The organism is Nitrospinaceae bacterium, assembly GCA_018669005.1.
GTDB lineage: Bacteria > UBA8248 > UBA8248 > UBA8248 > UBA8248 > UBA8248.
Window position 1 is genome coordinate 1 of the sequence record JABJAL010000060.1, and the last position, 22,817, is coordinate 22,817.

Sequence of the window (22,817 nt, forward strand, 5' to 3'; positions counted from 1 at the left end):
CATTAGTAATTTACGCCTAAAACCGCGTCTGAGGGGGCGGTCGGTGCGGGTGTGTTTTTGTCCGAGTAGGGAATTATCAACATCGCCTATCCCTGCCGTAGGAGCGGCGACAGTAGTTGCTGAAACGACGAGATTCTTCCCCTAAAAGCGATTCCTCGTGCTGACATAGTGCTGACATAGTGCTGACACTTAACAAAAAAAGGGCTCCGAGAATATCCCGGAACCCTTTGAATTATTTGGTGGAGGTCGGAGTCTTCCGCGAACCCGTCTCTGCCAAATTCCCTGTTTAACAGGGAAAATACAGGGAATTTTGGCGTTTTTGGCCTATTCTGCCGGCGAAATCCGCTGTAAACACCCATGAATTAAAGAGTTTTCGGAATTCCAGCCAGAACTTGGAACAGGGAATTTAATATAATTAACAGGGAACAATAAAGAATTATCAGGGAAATTGACCCTCGATTAATCCCCACCTCTTGAAATATTAGTAATTCGTCACCCACACCCTATTGACCGAAAACCTCCTCCTACGGTTCCATTCAATGAAAACCCCTGCGATAGTTGGACGCTAGGCCTAGTTTTCACCTATAATAACATCATATTTATAATCCCTTCATTATTAATAAGTGATTTATTTTTAATAATTTACGGGCACGAGTCGGACATGAAAATGTGCCCGGATGGAACGAAAAATTCTCTCACCAAAGGTTGAAATAATGGCTTCAGGTGGACATGAACAGATAGAAACTGATGTCGTCGTCGTCGGCTCGGGCGGCGCGGGAGGAGAAGCCGCTATCCACGCGAAAAAGGGCGGCGCCCGTGTATTGATTCTCGATCGCGGCACCTTCGGCCGAAGTGGGGGAACCATCACCGCAGGCCACACCTGCACGGCAGCTGTGGGAGACGACGATAGTCCCGAACTCCACTTTCACGACACGGTCATCGGCGGCTACTGCACGGCCGACCAGCGGCTTGTCGAGATTTATGCAAACGAAGCTCCCCCCACCCTCCATGAACTGGACGAGTGGGGAGGCGGTCAGACTTTCCGCAAGGACGAGAAAGGAAAATTCGACCTCGTGTGGCCGCCCGGCGGACACTCGCGTAAACGCTCCGTACACTACGGATTCATGACGGGGCCCCGCATCATGTGGGCACTTCGGCGAGAGATCAAAAAACTCGATATCCCCTGGATGGAAAACATTCTCGTCACCTCGATTCTGACCCATGAAGGCCGTGTGGGCGGCGTCGCCGCCTTGGACTGGAAAACCGGCGAATACGTCACCGTGAAAGCGAAAGCTATCGTCTTGGCCGCCGGCGGCTACGCCATGCTTTGGCCCTTCCGCTATTCGACCAATACCGTGGAAACGGCTGGCGATGTGCACGGGATGGCGTATGAGGCTGGCGCCGAGATGGTTGATATGGAGTTCATCCAGTTCGTTCCTACCCAGGCGGATCCGCGCCTCACCCACATCAACCCCACCCTCACAAATTTTCCAGGCTGGCGCCCCAAGCTGCGCGAACATGGAAAATTCACCAACTCGAAGGGCGAGGATTTCCTCGCCGCCTATGACGATGTGCGCTCCTGGAACACCACACGCGACATCCGCTCCTATGCCATTTACAACGAGGTGCGCCAGGGCCGGGGCACACCGCACGGGGGGTGTTTCATGGACCTCAGCACCGTCCCGCCCGAGGTGATGAAATACGAATTCACCCAGTTCCAGGGGGGTAAATCCGTTCCACGAAGCTACATGGTCCGATGCGAACGGGTCGGCTTCGACCTTTCCAAGGAACCGATGGAGGTGGCGCCCAAAGCCCACTTCACTGGCGGCGGCGTCCGCACCGACACAAACATGATGTCCACCGTCCAGGGCCTTTTCACGGCTGGAGAGATTCAGGGCGGGGTCCACGGGGCGAATCGGCTGGGCGGAAACGCGCTAACCCATGTCGTCGCTCTGGGCCGCGTCGCCGGACGGGAGGCCGCCCTCTACGCGGGACGAAGCGAAGGCGCCGCCGTTCCCGATGAAACAACCCTCGCCGAGCAGAGCAGAATCTTCGGATGGATGGATGGGGCGGGTGAGGGAGAAAGCCCAATTCGCCTTCGCATCGAGATGCAGGAAAAAATGTGGGATCAAGTCGGCATCATTCGCGACAAAAAAAACCTCGAATCGGCCATTTCCTGGTTTGAGGAAGCCAAGACGGAGAAACTTCCCCGCCTCAAGCTGAGCACAAAACCCAAAACCTTCAATCTTGAATGGGCAACCGCCGTCACCCTGCCGCGCCAGCTGGACACATGCCTACTTGTCGCGCGGGCGGCGCTGGAGCGTAACGAGAGCCGAGGCTGCCACCTCCGCGACGACTGCATGGCGATGGACAACGAGAGTTGGCTCAAGAATATCTATCTGCACAAGGATTCTAACGGCGCCATGGCTACCCATACCGAACCCGTTCACGTCACCACGATTGACCCAAGGGAAGTTGTCAATGAGCGACCGCACATTAAGGATTAAAGTCCACCGGCAGGACCCGGACGCAGGCGAGACCGGAGGGCGCTTAGAAGAATATACCGTCCCGTACTGGAGGGGCATAAAGATTCTCGATGCGCTTCGGTACATCCAGGAGGAAATAGATCATTCTCTTGCTGTTCGTTGGTCGTGCCGGGTTGAGGACTGCCGAACCTGCCAGATGCTCGTGAACGGAAAATCTATGCTTTCATGCCAGATTCCACTGGAAGACGGAATGGTCATCGAGCCAATACCTCGGTTCCGACTCATCCGCGACCTCGTCGTCGAATTTGGCGAGAAGATGGACGCAACGGAGTACAGCAAAAACGAATTCACTGATTCCTAGATCGGTCCTGAAAGACACCCCCCTGCCAAACACCTGTGTTGGTTTTCCGCTGGTTTATCCCTACTCTTTCTCCCGGGCGTCCTCAATGGCTTCGAGTACGCGCTCGGGCGAGATCGGCAAGGAGTGGATCCTCGCGCCGCCGGTTGCGTGATAGATGGCGTTGCAGATGGCGGCGGTGATGGGATTTATCGCCACCTCGGCCAGACCCTTCGCCCCGAAGGGACCGTGCGGGTCCATGGATTCGAAAAAATCGTGCTCCACCGGGGGGGCGTCCATTGAGGTGGCGATGAGGTAGTCGTGAAAATTCCTGCCGCGCAGATGGCCGGCGTCCGGAGAAAGCCCTTCCAGCATGGAGTAGCTCATCCCCTGGACCGTACCGCCCTCGACCTGGCCCTCCGCGCCGAGCCGGTTGATGACACGGCCCGGATCGTGTCCGGCGTAAATCTTGATCACAGAGACAACCCCGGTTTCCATGTCAACCTCGACCTCGGCGGCGTGGGTGCTGAAAGAGTAAGTTGTCGAGGGGTTGCCGTATTTTTGATCGTCCAGAACATCGCCCCCGGCCAGCCATTTTCCGTTGCCCTCGATAATGTTCCCGGCCTTTCGAACAACTTCCCCCACCGGCATTTTCCGGTCCGGGAGGGATTTCGCCATCACCTCGCCTTCTACTATCTCAAGGTCGGAGGCAGGAATTTCCATCACCTCAGCGGCTGCTTCAAGCAGATTCTTGTGGGCGTCCTCGGCCGCGAGTTTGACGGCGTTGCCGCCGATGAGGGTGATTCGGCTAGCAAAAGCTCCCATCCCAAAAGGCATATATCCCGTATCGGTCGGGGGCACTTTAAACCGTGCGACCGGGATTCCCAGCACCTCGGAAGCGATGTAGGCCATCACGCTCGCCGAGCCCTGACCGAGATCAGATTCACCCGACCATATCTCCACTTGGCCCTTTTCGTCGATTCGAACCACACCGCTCGAAGGGTCTGTGCCGTCAGGCCCTAGCGCAGCGGAAAAGCCCTTGTTGCCCGAAACGTGGATGCAGCTTGCGAGGCCGACCCCGCGCCCCTTGCCGCCCCGGGCACGCTTGGCCTTCCAATCGATTTTATCGACCACATATTTGGTGGCCTCGGCCACTGCGCAGCTTTCGATCTTCCAGCCGTGCAAGGAGACATCCCCTTTTTCGGTGTAGTTTTGAAGACGCAGATCAGCCGGATCGATCCCTAGGCCGTCGGCCACATTGTCGAGGTGGCTCTCCCAAGCATAAGTGGCCTGGACGTTGCCGAAGCCCCGCATCTGCCCCGAAGGAATGACGTTCGTATAAACGAGCTTGCCCTCAATTTCCACCGCCGGAGTTTTGTAAAGATTGTCGGTGCGTAGCGCGATGGAACTCATGATGGCGGGCGAAAGCGAGCAATAGGCACCATTTTCGGCCACGATCTTAACCCGCTTTCCGGCCAGCGCCCCGTTTTTCTTCCAGGCGGATTCGAGGGAGATATGGACCGGCATCCGAGGCCGCATGGAAGTAAGGTCTTCCTCAAGGGAGAGGATGAACTTCACCGGCTTTTGAGCCGCCTGGCTGAGCATGGCCGCCATCAGCGCGGCCTTCACGTCGAGCTTTCCGCCGAAGGCGCCCCCAGGTTTGGTCTGCGTCACTCGAAAATCGTCCGCCGGCATTCCCATGACAGGGGAAAGCAAGAAGGTGCGAATCAAGAAAACCGACTGGAGACAGCCCCAGAGCGAAATTCGCCCGCTGGGGTGCCATTGGGCAACGCAACCAGTCGGCTCGATGTAGGCCTGATGCGCCAGATGAGTATGAAATTCATCCGAAAAAACGGCCTCGGCGCTCTCGAACGCCTCGTCGACTCCGCCTCGCTTGATATGGAATTGATTGGCCATGTTTCCGGCGACGGCATCGTGCACGAGAGGACCGCCCTCCTCCATGGCGGCGAAAGGGTCCACAATTGCAGGGAGAATTTCGTATTTCACCTCGATCAGCGAGAGTGCTTCCCGCGCGGTGTCCTCGTCCACCGCAGCGACGGCGGCCACTTCATCGCCTTCGTAGCGAACCTTCTCCCGGCAGAACGCGGTTTCGTCCTTAACGTTGATACCGAAGAACGTGTCCGGCGTATTGTCCCGCGAAAGCACCGTCGCCACCCCGGGCAAACGCTCCGCCCTGGATGTATCGACGTTCAATATCTTTGCGTGGGGATGCGGGCTCCTGAGCGCCTTGCCCACGAGTTCGCCGGGAAGGGAAAGATCATTGATATAGATCGTCGATCCAGTCACCTTCTCGGCCGCATCGATGGAAGGAATACGCTGGCCGACGACGCGGGCATTCATTTTTGAGTTCATTTTTGTATAACCCCACCTGCCACGAAGGCGACGCCCGATTCGGCGGCTAATAAAGCTTCATCTACGGATGAAGCACACACACATAATCCATATTTCATCCTTCTCGGACTGATTATTTTTTCGATTTACGGCCTGATATCCGACTCAATCTGCATCCCGGTCGCAAGCGTATTAAAGCCGTTGTAATGATCGACCACTCCGAATATTTCGAGGATGCGTCCCGAATCCCAGCCTGCGTTTACTAAAGCCGCGTGAAAATAGCGAACAAAAAATTTACACCCATTCGTCGCGCTCACACCCAGGCCCACCGCCGCCTTCGCTTCTATATCGAGCACTCCCCCATCCAGCATGAGTCTGTGCTTTTTCCATGTCGATTCGAAGTAATGCCGGTTCCGGGCCAGGGAGCGCCAGTAGGCTGGTACGCCTGGCCGGCCCAGCCGGGCCGATTCCATCTCCTCCACCTCGGAGAGCATCTCGAGGACAGAAGGCTCGATTTCGCTCTCCTCCGGATAGGGCAAGAGCGGCGCCCCTCCCCCCTCCTCCTCATCCAGAAGGAGACCGAAGGCGACCTTGTTCATTCCCGATACGTGATCCGCAAGCCCGATCAGCTCGGTAATTCCTTTCTCGTCGATTCCCATCCGCATGACCGCGGCGATATGGGAGTCCATTCAGTACTCGCACGCATTCATGATCGAAACCGACGAGGCGACCATCTCTTTGATGAGCGGGGGTACATCGCCCCGCTGCATGGTGGCCCGGGAGCGCTCCCAGTTCGCGTGCATGTATTCGGGATGATGGGCCATCGCCCGCCAGACGTTCGAAAGCGTATCGATCCCGAACACGCGCTTCTCGCGAATTTTGATCCGCTTAACCAGCTCTCTGGCCGCTTCGGGCACTTCGTCATCGTTCGGCAGCCGGATAGTCGGCATTTCGATCTCCTCTCCAAAGGGTGTGCCGCCATTCATCAATAGCGGCACACCCGCCCGGCGATGATTGTTATCTGGGGTATTTAAATGCGCCGTTGGCCACGCTCGGCGGCCCTACCGTCTTGCGCTTTCCGCCCTGCACCTGGAAGAGAACGATGGCGCTCGCAGTGTTTTGGCCACGCTTATCGAATTTCACAGGACCGAAGAAAGTTTGGAGATTGGTATTGGCGATGGCATCCCGGACTTTCTTCTTATTGAGTGTCCCGGCAGCCTCGATTGCCCGCTGGACCACAATACCCGCCGCCGTCGAAGCCGCCGCGACATAGTCCGGCTCCTTACCGAATTTCTTTCTCCAAATCTTGCCGAAATCCTGGGCGGTTCCAATGAAGTTGCCCTTATAATCCAGCGCCTCTCCCCACCAGGCTGCGGTTAGAATATTGTTCGCGGTCGAACCGAGCGAGTCGGTGAACTGCGAATAAACCGGCCCTACCATGGTGAACAGGATTTTCGGCTTGACGCCCAACTCATTCGCCTGCTTCGTCGCGAGCAGAGAGTCCGGTAGGTAGCCCGCCACCATCAGGACGTCCGGCTTTTTGCTCTTCACCACCGTGAGCCAGGTGGAATGGTCTTTTGAGTCTTTGGGAAACTCGGCATAGTAGACATCCGTAAATCCGTGTTTCTTCGCCTGCGAACGAATCGCCTTGGTGATATAGCGTGGGAAAAAGTCGTTCCGCGTGGCAAAGGCCATCGTCTTTGGCCTCGGGTTCTGCTTTTTGAGAAGATCAAAGAAGTTGTTGGGCAAAAAAGAGTTCGGCGCCAGCAACCCGAACATGTATTTGTAGCCTTGGCTGAAAATAGGCTCGGAGCTGGCCACCGGGGCGATCAGGGGTATCTGATAGCGCTCAGTGATGGCGCCAACGGATTTTGTCGCTCCGCTTCCGAAGGGGCCGAGGATGAGGTCCACCTTATCCCGGGTAATGAGCCTCTCGGCCAGCTTGGTGGCCGTCGGTGTTTTACTTTCATAGTCGTAGTAGACTATCTGCACCTTCATCTTTTTGCCGCCGACATTTATGCCACCCTGGGCGTTTACGCGTTCGCGCCAAATTTCATATCCCGCCCGCTGTTTCTTCCCCTCCGTGGCTAAAGGACCCGTGAGTGGGAGCGCGGCGCCCAGTTTGATCATGCCTGCCGCTTCAGCCGTTTGAAGACCAGGGTTCCCGGCAAAACTCAGCGAGAAGAAGAAAACGGCAACGAGAGCAAACAACAATCCTCGACTTTTCATACTGCACCTCCCTCTTGGTTAGCCGCATCATCAGGCAATGCATACGCGCAATGCCCTTTCTACGGGCTCTGATTCCAAACTATCGGGCTAGATGCCCAAGTACGCTTTTTTCACCTCGGGGTTTTCCAGCAATTCATCCGTGGCACCCTCCATAACCACCCGACCTGTTTCGAATACATACGCCCGGCTGGCAAGTTCGAAGGCCGTCAGAACATCTTGCTCCACAAGTATAATGGCCACCCCTTCCTCGTTAATTTGCTCAACAAATCCGCAAAGCTCCTCCACCAGCCGGGGCGCCAGGCCAAGAGATAGCTCGTCGATTAAAAGGAGCTTGGGCCGTGCCATCAAACCGCGGCCTATCGCGCACATCTGTTGCTCGCCCCCCGACATGCTGCCCGCGAGTTGACCTCTTCTCTCCGCCAATCGCGGGAAAAAGCTATATACCCGTTCAAGATCGACACTCAATTCACTGTCCGGCAAATTTCGGGCAAACGCTCCCATCAAGAGATTTTCCTTGACACTCATCGATGCAAAAAGACGGCGACCCTCGGGCACATGGGAAATTCCCCTAAACACGACACCATCGGGACCAATTCCATCCAGATCCTCACCTTCAAAAGTTATCGATCCCGATTGACGAGGGAGCACACCGGATAGCATTCGCAAAAACGTTGTCTTTCCGACACCGTTGCTGCCGACAATCGCTAAAATTTCCCCACGCTTCACTTCGAGGTCGATGCCCCAAAGGACTTGCACATCTCTGTACCCACCCTTGAGATCCCGAACCTCCAACAAACTTGAGCCGCTATCCGGCACCTTCGACATAATTCCGTCCCGCCTTAGTTCAGTTTTTCCATCATGGCAACGTACTTCTCGCCTAAATATGCTTTGATAACCTGCTCATCGCCCGTCACTTCCCGCGGCGCACCCTCGGCAATCTTCTCTCCGTGATGGAGAACGATGACGCGATCTGAGAGGTCCATAATGACCTTCATCAAATGCTCGATGATAAGTACCGTTACTCCCTGGTCTCTTACTTTCTGAATAAGAGAAATCGCACTTTGAATTTCGGTCTGATTGAGGCCCGCGTTTACTTCATCGAGCAAAAGGATTTCGGGGTCCGTGGCGAGGGATTTTGCGAATTCAAGACGCTTTCGCTCGGCAAGAGTAAGCTGCGAGGCGAGGCTATCCGCCTTATCGATTAAGCCGACCATTTCAAGCTTCTCCTCCGCGACGGCATGGGCCAGCCTTACTTCCTTCTGGGCTTTTTCGGAGCCGAACAAAGCCCCCATAGTGACATTGTCCAGAACGGTGAGATTCGGAAAAGGTTGAACGATTTGAAATGTCCGGGCGACGCCCATCCGGGTAATGACGTGCGGCTTGAGCGATTCGATTCTCGTCCCGCGAAATAATACTTCGCCGCCGTTGGGTGAGTCGAAGCCCGTAATACAATTCAAGAGCGTAGTTTTTCCCGCTCCATTGGGCCCGATAAGGCCGAGTATTTCGCCCTTAAATACGGTGAAATCCACATTAGACACCGCAGTTAGACCGCCAAAGCGTTTTGAAACCGCTCGCCCTTCGAGCAACACTTCGCTCATACCCTGAACCTCTGAATGTTGCTATGCAGTATTGACCCCAGCGATCTCCAGCCCTTGAGCCGCAACTCTTGAAAGAGCGCCATCAACCCACGGGGGAGAAAGAGAACAATCAACACGATGATGAGCCCCAACAGCACGCTATGAAATTCCGTGAACTCGCTCCAAAGAAAATCGGCCAGATATTCCATGATAAATGACCCCACAAGGGGACCCATGACGGTACCCGCGCCACCCAGCATGGACATCACGATGGCCTTAATCGAAAATAATATGTCGAATACGTCGAAAGGCTCCAAAAAAGCCGCGCGGTAGGCGTACACCCCGCCGCCCATCGCAGGAAAAATGGACGAAAGGACAAAAGCGATGATTTTATACTTCGTGGTGTTGATTCCGGTCATCGCCGCCGCATCTTCATTCTCGCGAATCGCCACCAGGCCATAGCCCAGCCGATGACGAGTGACGAAGTACTGCGCCAAAAACGCCATAACAGCGACACCCAACATCGAGAAATAAAAAAAGCGTGTAAAGTAGTCCGGCCCCCCGATAATTTGAGGCAGATTGATGCCGTCTCCTCCGCCGGTGATGCGGAGGTTATCGGCTATTTCGCGGAAAAACTCGGCCACCCCAAACGTGGCGATTGCAAAGTAGTGCCCGCGGAGCCTCAGGATGGGAATCCCGAGCAGCAGCGCAACCATTCCGCCAAATGAGGCGCCGAAGACAAGAGTGACGAAAAAGTTAAACCCTGCGTTCATCATGATCGCCGTGACATAGGCCCCCAGACCAAAGAAAGCCGCCGGCGCGAACGACGGATATCCCGTCAACCCGCCGATGAAATTCCAACTCGTGGCCAGAATGGCGATCATCAAAATGTCCATCCAGGTGCGGATAACGTCGTTTTCCGAAAACGAGGGTAAAAAAATCAGGGCAAACACCCCCATCCCCATCAAAATCCACTGAATAATTGACCAAGGCTTAAACATGTTATTCAAATCCCTTGCGGCCCAGCAGGCCTGACGGACGGATAAAGAGCACCAGAATAAGGAGTGCATATCCAACGGCGTTCTGAAGACCGGGCCCCAGATACAGGGCGCCAAAATTTTCGGCCAATCCAAGTATCAATCCGCCCGCGAGCGCCCCTGAAATATTTCCCAGCCCCCCGATGATGCAGATGATGAAGGACTTGGATAAAAACTCGACATCACTTACCGGAGAGATGGCAAATCCCACGCTGACGAGCGAGCCCGCGGTAGCCGCTACAGCTGCACCCAGGCCGTAGGTGATGGCATAGATTTTGCCGATATTGACTCCCATCAACTGGGCTGAATCCAGATCCATTCGTGTGGCACGAATCGCCCGGCCCGTACGCGTTCTAGCCATGAACCAAAACAAGATGCCCGTAAGAGCCACCCCCAAAACAAAAATGGCAACCCGGACGAAAGGAATTATCAATCCGAAAAATTTAAGAGAAAAACTGGCATACGAGGGCTGGACCGATCGAAAGTCACCCGTGAAAAAATAAATCGCCAGACGCACAACAAGCATCTGAAGCCCGAAAGTGAGGATAAGAGACATGAACATCGGAGCGCGGACAATTTTATTAATTAGTACGCGCTGGACGAAGTATCCCACTACAAACATGACAGCAGCCGAGAGCGGCAGCGAAAGAAACGGGTCCACACCGTAGAGTTTGAACATCCAGTATGTTACGTAGCCGCCCAGCATCAAGAATGTGCCGTGCAAAACATTCAGGATATTCATCACGCCCCAGACGAGAGAAAAGCCCACGGCGATACAAGCGTAAATTCCACCCAGAAGAATGCTGTTGATTAGAATTTGGATATAGATCATGAGTTCAAGACCTGCCAGTTTTTTTGTTGCATTTAGTTTATAATTTCCCATTCGGGAGCGTATTTATCCAGTTCCGCCGCGCTGTAAGCGTCCACAGCGTGATCCCGCTCGGGGATATCGACATGCTTTTCTTCTCCGCACAGTGCGGTTGTAAAATATCTTTGTCCCGTGTCGTTGATATTCGTGACAATGCAGCCGAGCTCGGGATGCGCCCGGCCCAGTTTGAGCGCCGCCGCCACATTACAGCCCGAGGATATGCCGCAGAATATCCCCTCCTCGCGTGCAAGCCGTTGGGCCATTTCTATCGATTCATCAGTCGTTGTCGTCACGATGCCGCTCAAGAGGGACAGTTCTAGTGCCTTGGGGACAAAACCGTCTCCGATGCCTTCGATCCCGTGCGGACCCCAGCCCCGCTCGCTCAGAAGAGGGCACTCCTCGGGTTCGACCGCATACAGACCTACATCCGGATTTCGCTCCCTGACATATTTACCAACACCGCTCACCCAGCCACCGGTACCCTGGGAAGCAACAACGGCATCGACTTTGCCGTCGAGTTGCTCCCATATTTCGGGGCCCGTCGTCAGGTAATGCGCCTCGTTGTTGTCAAGGTTGTCGAACTGGGCGGGCACCCAGTATTTTTCGGGCTCGGCGGCTCGAATCTCCTCGAGTTTCTCTAGCGCAAGATCGACATCACTCTCCCCGCCAGGCGTGAACACCAGGTCAGAGCCATAGGCGCGCATGAGTTTTTTACGCTCGTCGCTCATTCCTTCCGGCATCACAACGATGCAGGGGTATCCCATCATCGCCGAAACAAATGAGCAGGCGATCCCGGCATTTCCGGTGGAACACTCCAGGACTGTCATGCCCGTCTTCAGATCTCCGCGCTCTACAGCTTTCGCAAGCATGTTGAAGTAGATGCGATCCTTGAGGCTGCCAGTCGGTGAATACCACTCAAGCTTAACGAAAATATCCGGCTCTATCCCGGCACTCATCTTATTAAGCCTGACCAATGGTGTGCCGCCGATGGCATCGAAAATATTTTCCGAATAGCGGCGGAAAGAATCCCAAGCGCGCTGCTTAATGACCATATGATTTACACTCCGCTTCTTTAACAACCATGAAAATTACCCAACAAATTTCACAATCAATTTCGTATCAATCAATGATTTCCCATGTCTTTCGGAACTTTTTCAGCATCTCCTCCCTATCGCCTTCCACCACGTTTTGAAGAGCGGCTTCCATCTCCAACTCATCGTGGCAAAGAGGGGTGGAAAAATAACGCTGTCCAGAATCTCCAAAAATCGTAACTATCCGGTCCGTCTCCGGATACGAGCGTGCGAACTTCAGGGCAGCGGCCAAATTGCAGCCCGACGAAATTCCGCAAAACAAACCCTCCTCGCGTGAGGTGCGCCGCGCCAACCGGAGGGCCTCCTCGGTGGAACTCGTGATGATCCCGTCGAGCAACGATAAGTCCAAGATATTGGGGATTAATCCATCTCCTATGCCGGCGATGCCGTGTCCACAACAAACCCCCCCGCTAATCAACGGCGACTCCGTGGGCTCGACCCCATAAATCTTGAGCGCCGGATTCTTCTCCCTCAAATAGCGCCCCACACCCGTGAGCCAGCCGCCGGTGCCAACGGCAGCGATGAGGGCATCGACTTTCCCTTCCAGTTGCTCCCAAATTTCAGGCCCCGAAGTCGTGTAGTGGGTATCCACGTTATCGAGATTCTCAAACTCCCCCGGCACCCAGTAGCGCTCTGGCGCAGAGGCCGCCATTTCCTTCATCCGTTTGAGAGCGACATCCACATCGCTCTCGCCGCCGGGCGTCGTGATGAGTTCGGCACCATAGGCGCGAATCATTTTTTTCCGCTCGGCGCTCATCATCTCAGGCATGACGATAATGCAGCCGTAGTCCTTGACTGCCGCCGCCGCCGCACATGCTATTCCCGCGTTGCCGGAGGAGCACTCCAGGATTATTTTCCCTTCGCGCAAGTCGCCCCGCTCCTCAGCCCGGCAAATCATCTGTGCATAAATTCGGTCCTTCAAACTGCCCGTGGGCGAAAACCACTCGACTTTGGCAAAAACATCCGGCTTCACGTCCCGTGCCACCCGGCCGAGTTTGACCAGGGGGGTAAAACCCACAGCCTCGAAAATATTTTCGCTATATGTGCTTAATGAACCCCATGCAAGTTCAGCCGTTTGCATCGGTCCCCTCCGTTAGATAAAGCCGTCCAGCGGAAGCGATGATCAAATACCTTTTAAGCGAGGCACAATTTCCTTCGCCAAAATATCGACTTGTTCCATTTCATATTTATAGGGGACAAAAATCAGGCGGTTCACACCGGTGGCGATGTGCACCTGGATCTGCTCCACGCACTCATCGGCCGTTCCCATGATGGCGCTTTGGGCGGTGGAATCGCTCCAGTCGGCATAGTCCCATTCCGTGTTCAGCCACTCGTTCATGGGCCCTTCCACTTCCGAGCGAGAGCCGCCAACCATAATGGGCAGCTGATTCGTACTCTCAAGAGAAGCGGGGTCCCGCCCGGCTTCCTCGGCAAAGCGGCAAACTTTCTCCCAAGAAGCCGTAAAACTTTCCGGCGTATAGAAATACGTGAGCCATCCGTCGCCCTTTTGGCCGGCCCGCTTCAGCACCCGGTCCACATAACCCCCGATGAGAATTTGCGGCCGCGGCTGTTGCACCGGCTTGGGAAACATGACGGAGTTTCTAAGGTTGTACTGTCCGTATTCGGCGCGAACCATGTCCTCCGTCCAGAGCCGGTTCATAATCTCGATGTTCTGATCCATGATGTTGCCGCGCTTCTCGAAGGGCACGCCGACGGCGTCAAACTCGCGCTTGTACCAGCCCGAGGCCATGCCGACGATGAGGCGTCCCTGCGATATCTGATCAATGCTGGAGAGCTGCTTTGCCAGGACCAAGGGGTTCCGGAGAGGTAGAACGAGAACCCCCGTGCCAAGTTTGATCTTATCAGTTCGCGCGGCCACCGCAGTCAACAGCGATAGCGATTCAATAATGGGAAAGTGAGGTTCCACGCCCAGCAAAATATGATCCCACACCCAAAGCGACTCGAAACCCAAAGTCTCCATCTTTACGCCGTATTCGATCAGCGCCTGGGCATCAGGAAGTTCGGGAAATGCGGTGAAGTTCCGCATCGCAATTCCGATTTTCACTTCTTTGTCCACCATGAATTTCTACCTCATTTCCGCGCCGCACCAATCCATGATGGAAAGCGCAAGCGTTTTCGTCGCATCGATGACGTCGTCCACCGCGACCCATTCGTTATTGGCATGCATCTGCGTAGTGGGGCCAGGCCCGAAAATGACCGTGGGAATATTGGCAAATCCATTTAGAAAACGGGTATCCGCCGCGCCCTGGCGCCCGGATATTTCAGGCGTCTTACCCGATACTTCCTCGTAGCATCCGGCAACTGTCTTGACGATGGGATGGTCACGGTCCACGGCGGCGGACTCAGCGTAGTAGCCCACGAACTTGACCTCGGGCGGATGATCCTTCATCCACGGATCGCCCTGAGCGGCTTCGGCCACTTGATCGACTAGGCTTTGCTTGGCCGCATCGTGATCCTCGCCCGGCACCGTGGCGAGGCTGCCTTTTAATAGGCAGGTGTCCGGGAACGCACTCGGGAAACTGCCCGCCTCCATCGACCCCACCATGCAGGGAATCGCGTCTATGATATTGGGATATAGGGGATGCGAAACTGTTTCGAGACGCTTTTTCTCCAGGTCCGCCACTGCCTGGACGATCTTGTACCCCAGATCGATGGCATTTATGCCCTCGTAGCGGCGCTGAATTCCCGCCGCTTTTCCCCTGACGAGAATCTCGAACCAGATGCGCCCGATACAACCGGGTTGAACCGCGTTTTCACTCGTCTCGCAGCAAATTCCCGCGTCCGCCGTATATCCGCGCAGTATGGTGTCCAGCGTTCCGTGGCCGCTCAATTCCTCATCCACAACAAAATCCAAGATGACATCGCCCTTGGGCCTGAGACCTGCGTCCAAGAAACATTTCGCCGCCATGATGATGGCGGCAACGCCGCTTTTCATATCAGAGGACCCGCGGCCATATAATCGGCCATCAACCACATCCGCCGAAAGCGGACCGTGCTCCCAGGCATCGGGCGGGCCGTTCGGCACGGTGTCGGTGTGCCCGTTTAAAAGAAGAGATTTCCCCCCGCCCGACCCCTTCAACACACTGACAACGTTGGGCCGCCCCTCGTAGCCTCTGGTAACGGGCACGTACTCGGGATGTTTTTTGAGCGCCTCCCAGTCGGATTCCCAGACATCGGGCTCAAGCCCCATATCGCGCAAATAACCCGCGATATAATTTTGGATCTCACCCTCATCGCCCGTAACACTCGGTATGCGAACGAGGGTGATCAAGAGTTCGACGATTTCCTCGCGCTGCGAGTCCACTTCGTCGAGAATCTTTTGTCTGATTTCATCGGTCATGGCTGTTCCCTGGCTCATGGCTGCCCCTAAAAAAATAGGCTCAGGCCGTATAAACTTTGTCGGGGTCAAGATGGCGAAGAGCCGCCAACTCTTCATCGGTGGGCAATTCGGTAACGCCCACGTCCGGCCCGATAATGAGTTCAAATCCGGTATTTTCCTGAACTTTCTCCGCAGTAACGCCGGGATGAAGATCGAGGACTTTCATCCGTCCCGTCTCCTCATCGAAGCTCAGCTCCGCGAGGTCGGTCACCACCCGGTGCATACCGCCCGCAACCAGCCCCGAATCTTTACGGCTAGTCCCGCCTTTCAAATATCCGGGGCTTGTCACGAAGTCCACGCTCTCCACAAAGCGGCGTTTTTCCTGGGGCATGGCGACGATCATTTTCGTAAGACTTGCAATATCGTTGCCGCCGCCCGTGCCGGGCAGCCTGACAGTAGGCTCATCAACAGAGCCGATAAGCGAGCTATTTAGATTTCCGTATTGATCAATCTGTGCGCCGCCCATGAAACCCACATCCACATATCCACGCTGCAAAAGGAGTAAAACTTCCGTAATGCTGACCAGCATATTGGCCTTCCGGGTGCATCGCTGCTCATTCGTCGTGGGCGGTAATTCGCCCGGAACCACATGAGGTCCGATGGTGCCCCCTTCGAACAAAATCGTAACTCCGGGCGCGTGCATGCGCTGGGCCAACGTAGCGGCCAGGAGCGGGATGCCCACCCCGGCGAAAACGACCTGGCCATCTTCTAGTGCGCGAGCGCTCATCACACACAAAAGCTCGGATGCCGTGCAGTTTCTCGTCTCAGTCGTCATAGATGCTCCTCCCCCTCCGGGACGCATCCAGCAAGTTCCCTACCCCGATAAGCTCCAGATATTCTGTCCAGTTTTTAGGCCCGTAGTAAAATTTTTCGAGATACTCATTCGCGCCCGCAACAGGGTCCTTTCGCGTGAGCTCGGCGTAATAGTCCATGTGGGAAAACAGGGGCTCATAGAGGCCGTAGCACTCATGCGGGGCGCTGCCGTAAGGAGTCTCCACAACGGCATCGACGGTGAAAAACGGAATTTTCGTTTGATCCGGCGCCCGGCGGATTTGATCGTTCGAGATAATCCGCTCGGTTGTGATGATGACACGGTTGGTCGCCATCGCCATGTCGATGTCCATGAAAGTAAGACCGTCGAGCTGCGCGTTTCCGAAAGCATCGCAACGTTGGACATGAATGAGCGCGACGTCGGGATTCAGCGCAGGCACCAACATGATTTTCTCGCCCGTGAATGGGCAATCGATTTCCTTCAAATTGTCGAGTTGGCCAGCAACATCAGAGCCCATCATCGATCGCATGGGCATGAACGGGACGCCCATCGCGCCCGCCCGGTAGCGGAGTCCGATGGACATGTGACTCCACTCCTCAAAGCGCGCCAATTTGTTTTCGGTGAAATGGCGCATGACGCGCGAAACACCCCATACAATTCCTTGACTGAACCAGCTCGTGAGTATGTGGTTACCGATGCCCGAAGCGAAGATGAGGTCTCCCTCAGTTGAGACAATACTCCGGGAAAAGGACAGCTTTTTTTTCTTCGCGCGGATAAGCGCCCATAACATGGCAGTAGAAGTGCGTGAGGCCGTCGAGCCGCCTAATGCAACGTGGTCGCCGTTGTTCACATAACTGCAGGCTTCCTCGAGCGACATCACCTTCTCCCTCAGGCTTCTGTCGCGCGATTGGGTCTGCTCTCGAAGATTAAGATAGCTTTGCGTCAATCTTTTTTCTCCATTTATCGTGGATAAGCACCAGTTCCCTAAGAAAAGGGAGAAATATTAATAAAGTGGGGCAATAATTCCAGCTATAAAATGTGTGTGGCATTTGCAAAAATTGGTATGCTACAAAGATAAGCGTCCCGCAGAGTGAGCACAACGCCAAAAAGTCAAATCATAATCATTGATTTTTTTAATGATTCCAAGATAATATGCCATCTCTATGGGGCGGGATTCCGATCCAAAATACATCTATTTATCTGTTTGTCTTAAAATGGCTTGAATAAATTTCCCCTAAATTAAAGCAGAATTATTTGAGGGCAAATACCATGATGAATTTACGGCAACTCGAGTATTTTTATTATGTGGCCAAATATGGTGGGTTTACTCATGCCGCAAGACAACTTTCCTTCCCTATTCAACAACCAGCCCTTAGCATCCGGGTAAAAGCGCTCGAGGATAATCTGCAAATTAAGCTATACCGGATTGTGGGCCGAAGGTTTCAGCTTACGCCCAGCGGCGAATATCTCTTTAATGGGCTCAAACCCTTTTTCGAATCCCTCGACACACTGGAGCGCCACCTCCGAGGCGAAACCCACGGTCGGCTCGTCGTCGCCGAGGCCGCACCGATGCTAATTTTGAAAGACCATCGAAAAGCATTGCTAACATTTCGCGAGCGTTACCCGGATGTACAAATTTCAGTACTTGAAAGAAAATGGACTGACCTTCTTCAATTGGTTTCGGATGGTACTGTCGATTTCGCTTTTGGCTCATCGCCGGAAGTGCACGGAAGCTTTTCCTTTGAAGAATGGACTGACACAGACTATTTGCTCCTATGTCCACCGGGTCATCCTTTAAGCCAGGGGACCAATATAACCCTGCCTGAAATTTCACAACATCCATTAGTCCTTCTAGAGAAAGGCACTGCGGACAGGCAACACATCGAGGGGGTCTTCTCGCAGGAATATTTAAGCGCTAATGTTATCCTTGAAACATCATCTTATTCCCTGATTAACGATGCGGTGGTGAACGGCGCGGGCGTAGCCATCGTAAATGCCCTCTGGCCACGACCCGAATCGAAGGATGGATGGCATGCCGTAAACGCCTCCCATCTATTTGGAAAAAAGCGCATCGGCCTTTTTCGCCGCACTAACGTCCACCTTCCTCCCTACGCAAACGATTACCTCGCTATGCTTCGCAAAACACTGCATACGAGCCAGAAAAATAATTTAGAACGTATGCTCCTCTAATACGCTATCCCTGTGCACAGCAATAATAGGACCTGTGCATGGCGAATTACTAATTCGCCCAATTCCGGGGGAATACACCAGGATCTTTTCTTCCTTAAAATTCCCCCGATTACTTCTGATTTATCCCCATTTTGCCAATTTCAGCACTTGACTCTTTCCGTCCAGGAAGCGTCCATGTGGCTGAAAGGAGAATCTCGATATGATCCAGATTTCAGAGGAAATCGCCGCCCTGGCCGAATGGACAATTAAAAAGTTCCGCGCGAAATGGCACGAAATCTACGGCTCCCCGCCTCCCCCCAAGATGAGCCGCGACCTTCTCACCCGGGCTGTGGCCCATCATCTTCAGGAAGCTTCATATGGGGGCATAGACCGGAAAACGGCGAGGAGGCTCCGCTCGCTCGTGGAAGGCTTTGGTAAGGGAAGAAAGGCTACACCACTTCCGCCTTCCGCGCCAAAGCCAGGGACTCGGTATGTCCGCGAGTGGCACGGAAAGACCTACAGCGTGACCGCTCTTGATAACGGCTTCGAATTTAACGGAAGCCGTTATCCATCCCTTTCCCGGATAGCCCGGGAGATCACGGGCGCCCGCTGGTCAGGGCCAAGGTTTTTTGGCCTGAGCGGAAGCGAGGCCCGCCATGAATAAATCCTCATCTCCAAAAACCAGGAAGAAACTCATCTGCGCGATTTACACCCGCAAATCACACGAGGAAGGCCTGGATAGTGATTTCAATTCACTCGACGCCCAGCGGGAGGCCTGTGAGGCTTTCATCACAAGCCAGAGGCATGAGGGTTGGAAACTTATGCCCGGGCGCTACGATGACGGCGGCTACTCGGGCGGGACGATGGAGCGCCCGGGGCTCCAGAAAATCCTTTCAGATATCGGGGAAGAAAAGATCGACATCGTTGTCGTCTACAAGGTGGATAGGCTTACCCGGTCGCTCAATGATTTTTCGAAGATGGTGGAACTATTTGATAACAGGCAAGTCTCCTTCGTCTCGGTGACACAAGCTTTCAACACAACCACTTCGATGGGAAGACTCACGCTCAATGTCTTACTCTCATTTGCCCAGTTCGAGCGAGAAGTCACCGGGGAACGGATCAGGGACAAAATTGCGGCCTCAAAGAAAAAAGGGATGTGGATGGGGGGGCTCTCCCCTCTTGGATACAATTCGGCGGATAAAAAGATTTTAATTAATCCCGATGAAGCCGAAACTGTTCGCTATATCTTCAATGCCTACCTCAGGCTTGGCTCCGTTCGAAAGCTAAAAAACGATCTCGACATCAGGGGAATCGTCAGCAAGAAAAGAATTTCTAAAAGCGGAAAGCTCCTGGGTGGCAATCCTATCGCCCGAGGGGCGCTCTACAAGATCCTCAATAACCCGGTGTACCTGGGCGAAATCCGCCATAAGGAAAATCGCTATCTGGGCGAGCATGAAGCCATCTTGGACCAGGCGCTCTGGGAGAAGGTACAGGCCCTGCTCAAGGAAAACGAGGTTATCAAGAAGAGCGGAGCCAAAACAAAAAACACCAGCCTTCTTGCAGGGCTTTTATGGGATGAACGAGGAGAGCGTCTGTCGCCAAGCCACGCCGTCAAAAAAGAAAAGCGCTACCGCTACTATGTCTCAAGGTCACTTTTTACAAAGAACAGGGATGATGGAGGCTTTCGAATACCAGCAAACGATATCGAGCAGATCGTCATCCGAAAAGTTTGGGATTTTTTAGGGAGTCGCCCTCAAGTGTTTGAGGCCATAGAGGCGCTCTCCCTCAAGGGAACCGAGCAAAAGAGAATTTTAGGGTTGGCCACATCTCTCGCCAAAAAGTGGCATGGATTATCAAAGACAAAAGTTCGCTCCATACTCTTGACCATTATCCCCCGAATCGAGATCCATCCTGACCGAATCGACATCCATCTCTCTCCTGCTCGGCTCGTTAAAGTTTTTGAAGATGGGCACGAAAACATCCCTCCGGCACACGAAGAATCAGAGGAGAGTTCTCCTCTAGTCCTCTCGGTTCCCGCTAACCTCAAGAGACGGGGAATTGAGATGAAAATGATCGTGGAGACCGAGAATGAAAAACCGAGAGTACCCGACCCTGCCCTGGTCAATCTTATTGTCCGGGCACACGCCATGAAGAAAATGCTCGTTGCGGGAGGGGGCCTTAGTCTCTGGCAAATCGCCAGACGAGAACAAATGGATCGATCCTATCTCACCCGGCTCATCAGGCTGACCTTCCTGGCACCCGATATCACGAAGGCCATTTTAGAAGGGAGTCAGCCTCCTGACTTAACAACATCACGCCTGATCAAAAGAAAACTCCTACCCGTGGACTGGCAGGAACAACGAGCGGAATTCGGATTTTAAAAATATGAAAATGTAGTCGCAACTCAACGAACCCTCATTTCTGAGGGTCTATAGCGAATCCTTCCTGAAAATCTCAAGAGTGTGCAATGTACAATCGAGAAGAGACCCTCCCATGTGCGACCCCCAAACAGGCCAGCAGAGACTTTTGGAGGGTAAGGGCCAAACTCTGGGATAATTCCGTCTCTCTGCCACAGAAGGGAGAGACCGAAAACCAAAAAGCCCCGAACCGTGGGGGATTCGGGGCCTAAAGGTATTAGGTGCTGCGTATATAAAAATTACAATGACTGCGTGGTGGAGCTGAGGGGGATCGAACCCCTGACCTCACTGCCTAGCACGGAGTCTGCGAAGAACAAATTACAACTTTTCAATATTTTATGGGATTTTCCCCAAAACATTCAGCGAAATTTGAATTTTTAACCCTTCCAGCTAATTGGGTGGAAACGGATGGACAAATGTAGGAAAGATACGCTAAGTTGTTATCGGATGGAAATGGATGGGAAAATGGATACCATGATAAATTCATCATCACTTCAGATCACACACGAGATTTTGGCTCTCATCGCTGAAATCGATGAGTTCAAAGGTACGTGGCGTGCCATCGGCCGAATCGCACCTGAGCGGCTCTCAAAATTAAGGCGTGTGGCCACAATCGAAAGCATTGGCTCCTCGACACGCATAGAAGGATCGCAGCTGAGCAATCGCCAGGTGGAGCAACTTCTCTCCAATATTGAAATCAGGTCATTCTCCACACGGGACGAGCAAGAGGTCGCCGGTTACGCTGAAACCATGGACGGCGTATTTGAAAACTGGGAAGCGATCGACCTCACCGAAAACCACATCAAACAACTTCACCGCGACCTATTAAAATATTCAGACAAAGACGAGAGACATCGCGGCGAATACAAGACAATTCCAAATCATGTTGAAGCCTTTGGTCCGGACGGCGAGAGCTTGGGGATTTTATTCGATACGGCCTCGCCATTTGACACACCTCGTCTCATGACTGAATTGATAGGCTGGACTCATCAGAGCCTTGAGGAAAACTCACATCATCCAATTCTCGCCGCTGCGATCTTTACCGTTGTGTTCCTTGAAATTCATCCGTTTCAGGATGGCAATGGACGCCTCTCTCGAATTCTGACTACCATGCTTTTGCTTCGCGCCGGTTATTCTTATGTCCCCTATTCTTCGCTAGAGAGCGTGGTCGAAAAAAGCAAGGAATCCTATTATCTCGCCCTTCGCCAAACGCAGGGCACAATCAGATTGGACGAACCGGACTGGCAACCCTGGGTCCTTTACTTCCTCAAAGCTTTGGTACAGCAGAAGAATCAGCTTGAGAGAAAGATTGAGCGGGAGCGGATTTTGCTTGGGGATTTACCCGAACTCTCGATTCGAATCATGGAAATAGCCCGCGAGCATGGCCGCGTGACGATCAGCGAAGCAGGGAAAGTTACTGGCGTCAACAGAAACACGATAAAGGATCATGTCCGCTCTCTCGCGGAGAAGGGGCATCTAACAAGACATGGCGCCGGCCGCGGCACCTGGTACTCGTTTTCCTGAGGCGAGGAAACGGAACGTTGAGTTTTGAAGTCCAAAGGATTCCCCACTCCCCTCTTTTTTTACACCTTTTTTAATTTTCTGCCTGAAGATTTCCGCAGTATCCAAGATACAATCTGGCAGGGGCTCTCCCATGTGCGACCCAAAAACAGGCCAGTAGAGACGTTCGGGGGGCAGGGACTCAATCTCTTGGATATTGCCGTCTCTGCGCCGCAGACAAGAGAACCCGAAAGCCAAAAAGCCCCGAACCGTGGGGGATTCGGGGCCTAAAGGTATTAGGTACTGCGTATAAAAAAATTACAATGACTGCGTGGTGGAGCTGAGGGGGATCGAACCCCTGACCTCATGACTGCCAGTCAGATAACCTGAATTCCCTACAGTTCCCTTTCCCTTGATATACCTAGACAAACAAAGGGTTTCCAGGGCATGATGTTCCCCTGAATTCCCGGCATTTCGATGCCTCGTGCTGACATAGTGCTGACACAGAATCCCCGAGGGCCGTCATGAAAATCACGAAGATAAGGGTTGATCGCCTTAAGCCTCCCCCCGAGGGCAACAAGG

20 protein-coding genes are annotated in these 22,817 nt (G+C 53.7%); 6 read left to right on the forward strand and 14 right to left on the reverse strand.

Translation table 11 applies throughout. The features are described from left to right. Positions 1–677 precede the first annotated feature (677 nt). Both HOJ95_08055 and HOJ95_08060 read left to right on the forward strand, forming a co-directional pair. Complete coding sequence (locus HOJ95_08055; GenBank protein ID MBT6394644.1) at positions 678–2,507, forward strand: FAD-binding protein; 1,830 nt, start codon at positions 678–680, stop codon at positions 2,505–2,507. Beyond that, on the forward strand, positions 2,482–2,847 hold the full coding sequence (locus HOJ95_08060) for a hypothetical protein (protein ID MBT6394645.1): 366 nt from the start codon (positions 2,482–2,484) through the stop codon (positions 2,845–2,847). Before HOJ95_08055 ends, HOJ95_08060 begins: the two co-directional genes overlap by 26 nt. 60 nt (positions 2,848–2,907) lie before the next feature. On the opposite strand, the gene HOJ95_08065 is transcribed toward HOJ95_08060, so the two are convergent. The 14 genes from HOJ95_08065 to HOJ95_08130 all read right to left on the reverse strand — a co-directional run bounded on the left by HOJ95_08065 (position 2,908) and on the right by HOJ95_08130 (position 17,026). Beyond that, positions 2,908–5,196, reverse strand: a complete 2,289-nt coding sequence (locus HOJ95_08065; protein MBT6394646.1) for a xanthine dehydrogenase family protein molybdopterin-binding subunit — start codon at positions 5,194–5,196, stop codon at positions 2,908–2,910. A 125-nt stretch (positions 5,197–5,321) separates the two neighbouring features. Further along, entirely contained in the window at positions 5,322–5,864 is a 543-nt protein-coding gene (locus HOJ95_08070; GenBank protein MBT6394647.1) for a hypothetical protein, read from the reverse strand. Continuing rightward, complete coding sequence (locus tag HOJ95_08075; protein MBT6394648.1) at positions 5,865–6,125, reverse strand: hypothetical protein; 261 nt, start codon at positions 6,123–6,125, stop codon at positions 5,865–5,867. It lies immediately after the preceding gene. 67 nt (positions 6,126–6,192) lie between these two features. Further along, positions 6,193–7,404, reverse strand: a complete 1,212-nt coding sequence (locus tag HOJ95_08080; protein MBT6394649.1) for an amino acid ABC transporter substrate-binding protein — start codon at positions 7,402–7,404, stop codon at positions 6,193–6,195. Positions 7,405–7,491: 87 nt separating this feature from the next. Beyond that, entirely contained in the window at positions 7,492–8,229 is a 738-nt protein-coding gene (locus HOJ95_08085; protein MBT6394650.1) for an ABC transporter ATP-binding protein, read from the reverse strand. A gap of 14 nt (positions 8,230–8,243) precedes the next feature. Then, the gene (locus HOJ95_08090; GenBank protein ID MBT6394651.1) at positions 8,244–9,002 is read right to left on the reverse strand and encodes an ABC transporter ATP-binding protein; all 759 of its coding nucleotides are present in this window, start codon (positions 9,000–9,002) and stop codon (positions 8,244–8,246) included. Continuing rightward, positions 8,999–9,982 carry a branched-chain amino acid ABC transporter permease gene (locus HOJ95_08095; protein ID MBT6394652.1) on the reverse strand — a complete coding sequence of 328 codons (984 nt, stop codon included), beginning with the start codon at positions 9,980–9,982 and terminating at the stop codon, positions 8,999–9,001. The genes HOJ95_08090 and HOJ95_08095 overlap by 4 nt, the downstream gene beginning before the upstream one ends. Before the next feature lies 1 nt (position 9,983). Then, positions 9,984–10,847, reverse strand: coding sequence for a branched-chain amino acid ABC transporter permease (locus HOJ95_08100; GenBank protein MBT6394653.1), 864 nt, complete (start codon positions 10,845–10,847; stop codon positions 9,984–9,986). A 35-nt stretch (positions 10,848–10,882) separates the two neighbouring features. Further along, positions 10,883–11,938 carry a PLP-dependent cysteine synthase family protein gene (locus HOJ95_08105; GenBank protein ID MBT6394654.1) on the reverse strand — a complete coding sequence of 352 codons (1,056 nt, stop codon included), beginning with the start codon at positions 11,936–11,938 and terminating at the stop codon, positions 10,883–10,885. 67 nt (positions 11,939–12,005) lie between these two features. Then, a complete protein-coding gene (locus HOJ95_08110; GenBank protein MBT6394655.1) occupies positions 12,006–13,058 on the reverse strand; it encodes a PLP-dependent cysteine synthase family protein in 1,053 nt (350 codons plus the stop codon). A 42-nt stretch (positions 13,059–13,100) separates the two neighbouring features. Next, positions 13,101–14,057, reverse strand: coding sequence for a TIGR03619 family F420-dependent LLM class oxidoreductase (locus HOJ95_08115; GenBank protein ID MBT6394656.1), 957 nt, complete (start codon positions 14,055–14,057; stop codon positions 13,101–13,103). 6 nt (positions 14,058–14,063) lie between these two features. Further along, positions 14,064–15,338 carry an ArgE/DapE family deacylase gene (locus HOJ95_08120; protein MBT6394657.1) on the reverse strand — a complete coding sequence of 425 codons (1,275 nt, stop codon included), beginning with the start codon at positions 15,336–15,338 and terminating at the stop codon, positions 14,064–14,066. Between the two features lie 40 nt (positions 15,339–15,378). Then, positions 15,379–16,152 carry a 3-oxoadipate--succinyl-CoA transferase subunit B gene (locus HOJ95_08125; GenBank protein MBT6394658.1) on the reverse strand — a complete coding sequence of 258 codons (774 nt, stop codon included), beginning with the start codon at positions 16,150–16,152 and terminating at the stop codon, positions 15,379–15,381. Continuing rightward, positions 16,142–17,026, reverse strand: coding sequence for a CoA transferase subunit A (locus tag HOJ95_08130; protein ID MBT6394659.1), 885 nt, complete (start codon positions 17,024–17,026; stop codon positions 16,142–16,144). Before HOJ95_08130 ends, HOJ95_08125 begins: the two co-directional genes overlap by 11 nt. A gap of 392 nt (positions 17,027–17,418) precedes the next feature. On the opposite strand from HOJ95_08130, the gene HOJ95_08135 reads away from it, so the two are divergent. From HOJ95_08135 to HOJ95_08150, 4 genes are all read left to right on the forward strand, one after another. Continuing rightward, positions 17,419–18,339, forward strand: a complete 921-nt coding sequence (locus HOJ95_08135) for a LysR family transcriptional regulator (GenBank protein MBT6394660.1) — start codon at positions 17,419–17,421, stop codon at positions 18,337–18,339. A gap of 199 nt (positions 18,340–18,538) precedes the next feature. After that, positions 18,539–18,982, forward strand: coding sequence for a DUF2924 domain-containing protein (locus tag HOJ95_08140; GenBank protein ID MBT6394661.1), 444 nt, complete (start codon positions 18,539–18,541; stop codon positions 18,980–18,982). Further along, entirely contained in the window at positions 18,975–20,699 is a 1,725-nt protein-coding gene (locus tag HOJ95_08145; GenBank protein MBT6394662.1) for a recombinase family protein, read from the forward strand. Before HOJ95_08140 ends, HOJ95_08145 begins: the two co-directional genes overlap by 8 nt. A gap of 510 nt (positions 20,700–21,209) precedes the next feature. Continuing rightward, positions 21,210–22,259, forward strand: a complete 1,050-nt coding sequence (locus HOJ95_08150) for a Fic family protein (protein ID MBT6394663.1) — start codon at positions 21,210–21,212, stop codon at positions 22,257–22,259. Positions 22,260–22,817 lie beyond the last annotated feature (558 nt).

Bases quoted from the DNA above. Each gene is read 5' to 3' on its own strand.
- HOJ95_08150 (MBT6394663.1), top strand. From the start codon at position 21,210: ATGATAAATTCATCATCACTTCAGATCACACACGAGATTTTGGCTCTC.
- HOJ95_08130 (MBT6394659.1), bottom strand. From the start codon at position 17,026: ATGTCGCTCGAGGAAGCCTGCAGTTATGTGAACAACGGCGACCACGTT.
- HOJ95_08135 (MBT6394660.1), top strand. From the start codon at position 17,419: ATGATGAATTTACGGCAACTCGAGTATTTTTATTATGTGGCCAAATAT.
- HOJ95_08090 (MBT6394651.1), bottom strand. From the start codon at position 9,002: ATGAGCGAAGTGTTGCTCGAAGGGCGAGCGGTTTCAAAACGCTTTGGC.
- HOJ95_08120 (MBT6394657.1), bottom strand. From the start codon at position 15,338: ATGACCGATGAAATCAGACAAAAGATTCTCGACGAAGTGGACTCGCAG.
- HOJ95_08055 (MBT6394644.1), top strand. From the start codon at position 678: ATGGAACGAAAAATTCTCTCACCAAAGGTTGAAATAATGGCTTCAGGT.
- HOJ95_08140 (MBT6394661.1), top strand. From the start codon at position 18,539: ATGATCCAGATTTCAGAGGAAATCGCCGCCCTGGCCGAATGGACAATT.
- HOJ95_08110 (MBT6394655.1), bottom strand. From the start codon at position 13,058: ATGCAAACGGCTGAACTTGCATGGGGTTCATTAAGCACATATAGCGAA.
- HOJ95_08060 (MBT6394645.1), top strand. From the start codon at position 2,482: ATGAGCGACCGCACATTAAGGATTAAAGTCCACCGGCAGGACCCGGAC.
- HOJ95_08065 (MBT6394646.1), bottom strand. From the start codon at position 5,196: ATGAACTCAAAAATGAATGCCCGCGTCGTCGGCCAGCGTATTCCTTCC.
- HOJ95_08115 (MBT6394656.1), bottom strand. From the start codon at position 14,057: ATGGTGGACAAAGAAGTGAAAATCGGAATTGCGATGCGGAACTTCACC.
- HOJ95_08070 (MBT6394647.1), bottom strand. From the start codon at position 5,864: ATGGACTCCCATATCGCCGCGGTCATGCGGATGGGAATCGACGAGAAA.
- HOJ95_08125 (MBT6394658.1), bottom strand. From the start codon at position 16,152: ATGACGACTGAGACGAGAAACTGCACGGCATCCGAGCTTTTGTGTGTG.
- HOJ95_08085 (MBT6394650.1), bottom strand. From the start codon at position 8,229: ATGTCGAAGGTGCCGGATAGCGGCTCAAGTTTGTTGGAGGTTCGGGAT.
- HOJ95_08105 (MBT6394654.1), bottom strand. From the start codon at position 11,938: ATGGTCATTAAGCAGCGCGCTTGGGATTCTTTCCGCCGCTATTCGGAA.
- HOJ95_08080 (MBT6394649.1), bottom strand. From the start codon at position 7,404: ATGAAAAGTCGAGGATTGTTGTTTGCTCTCGTTGCCGTTTTCTTCTTC.
- HOJ95_08095 (MBT6394652.1), bottom strand. From the start codon at position 9,982: ATGTTTAAGCCTTGGTCAATTATTCAGTGGATTTTGATGGGGATGGGG.
- HOJ95_08145 (MBT6394662.1), top strand. From the start codon at position 18,975: ATGAATAAATCCTCATCTCCAAAAACCAGGAAGAAACTCATCTGCGCG.
- HOJ95_08075 (MBT6394648.1), bottom strand. From the start codon at position 6,125: ATGCCGACTATCCGGCTGCCGAACGATGACGAAGTGCCCGAAGCGGCC.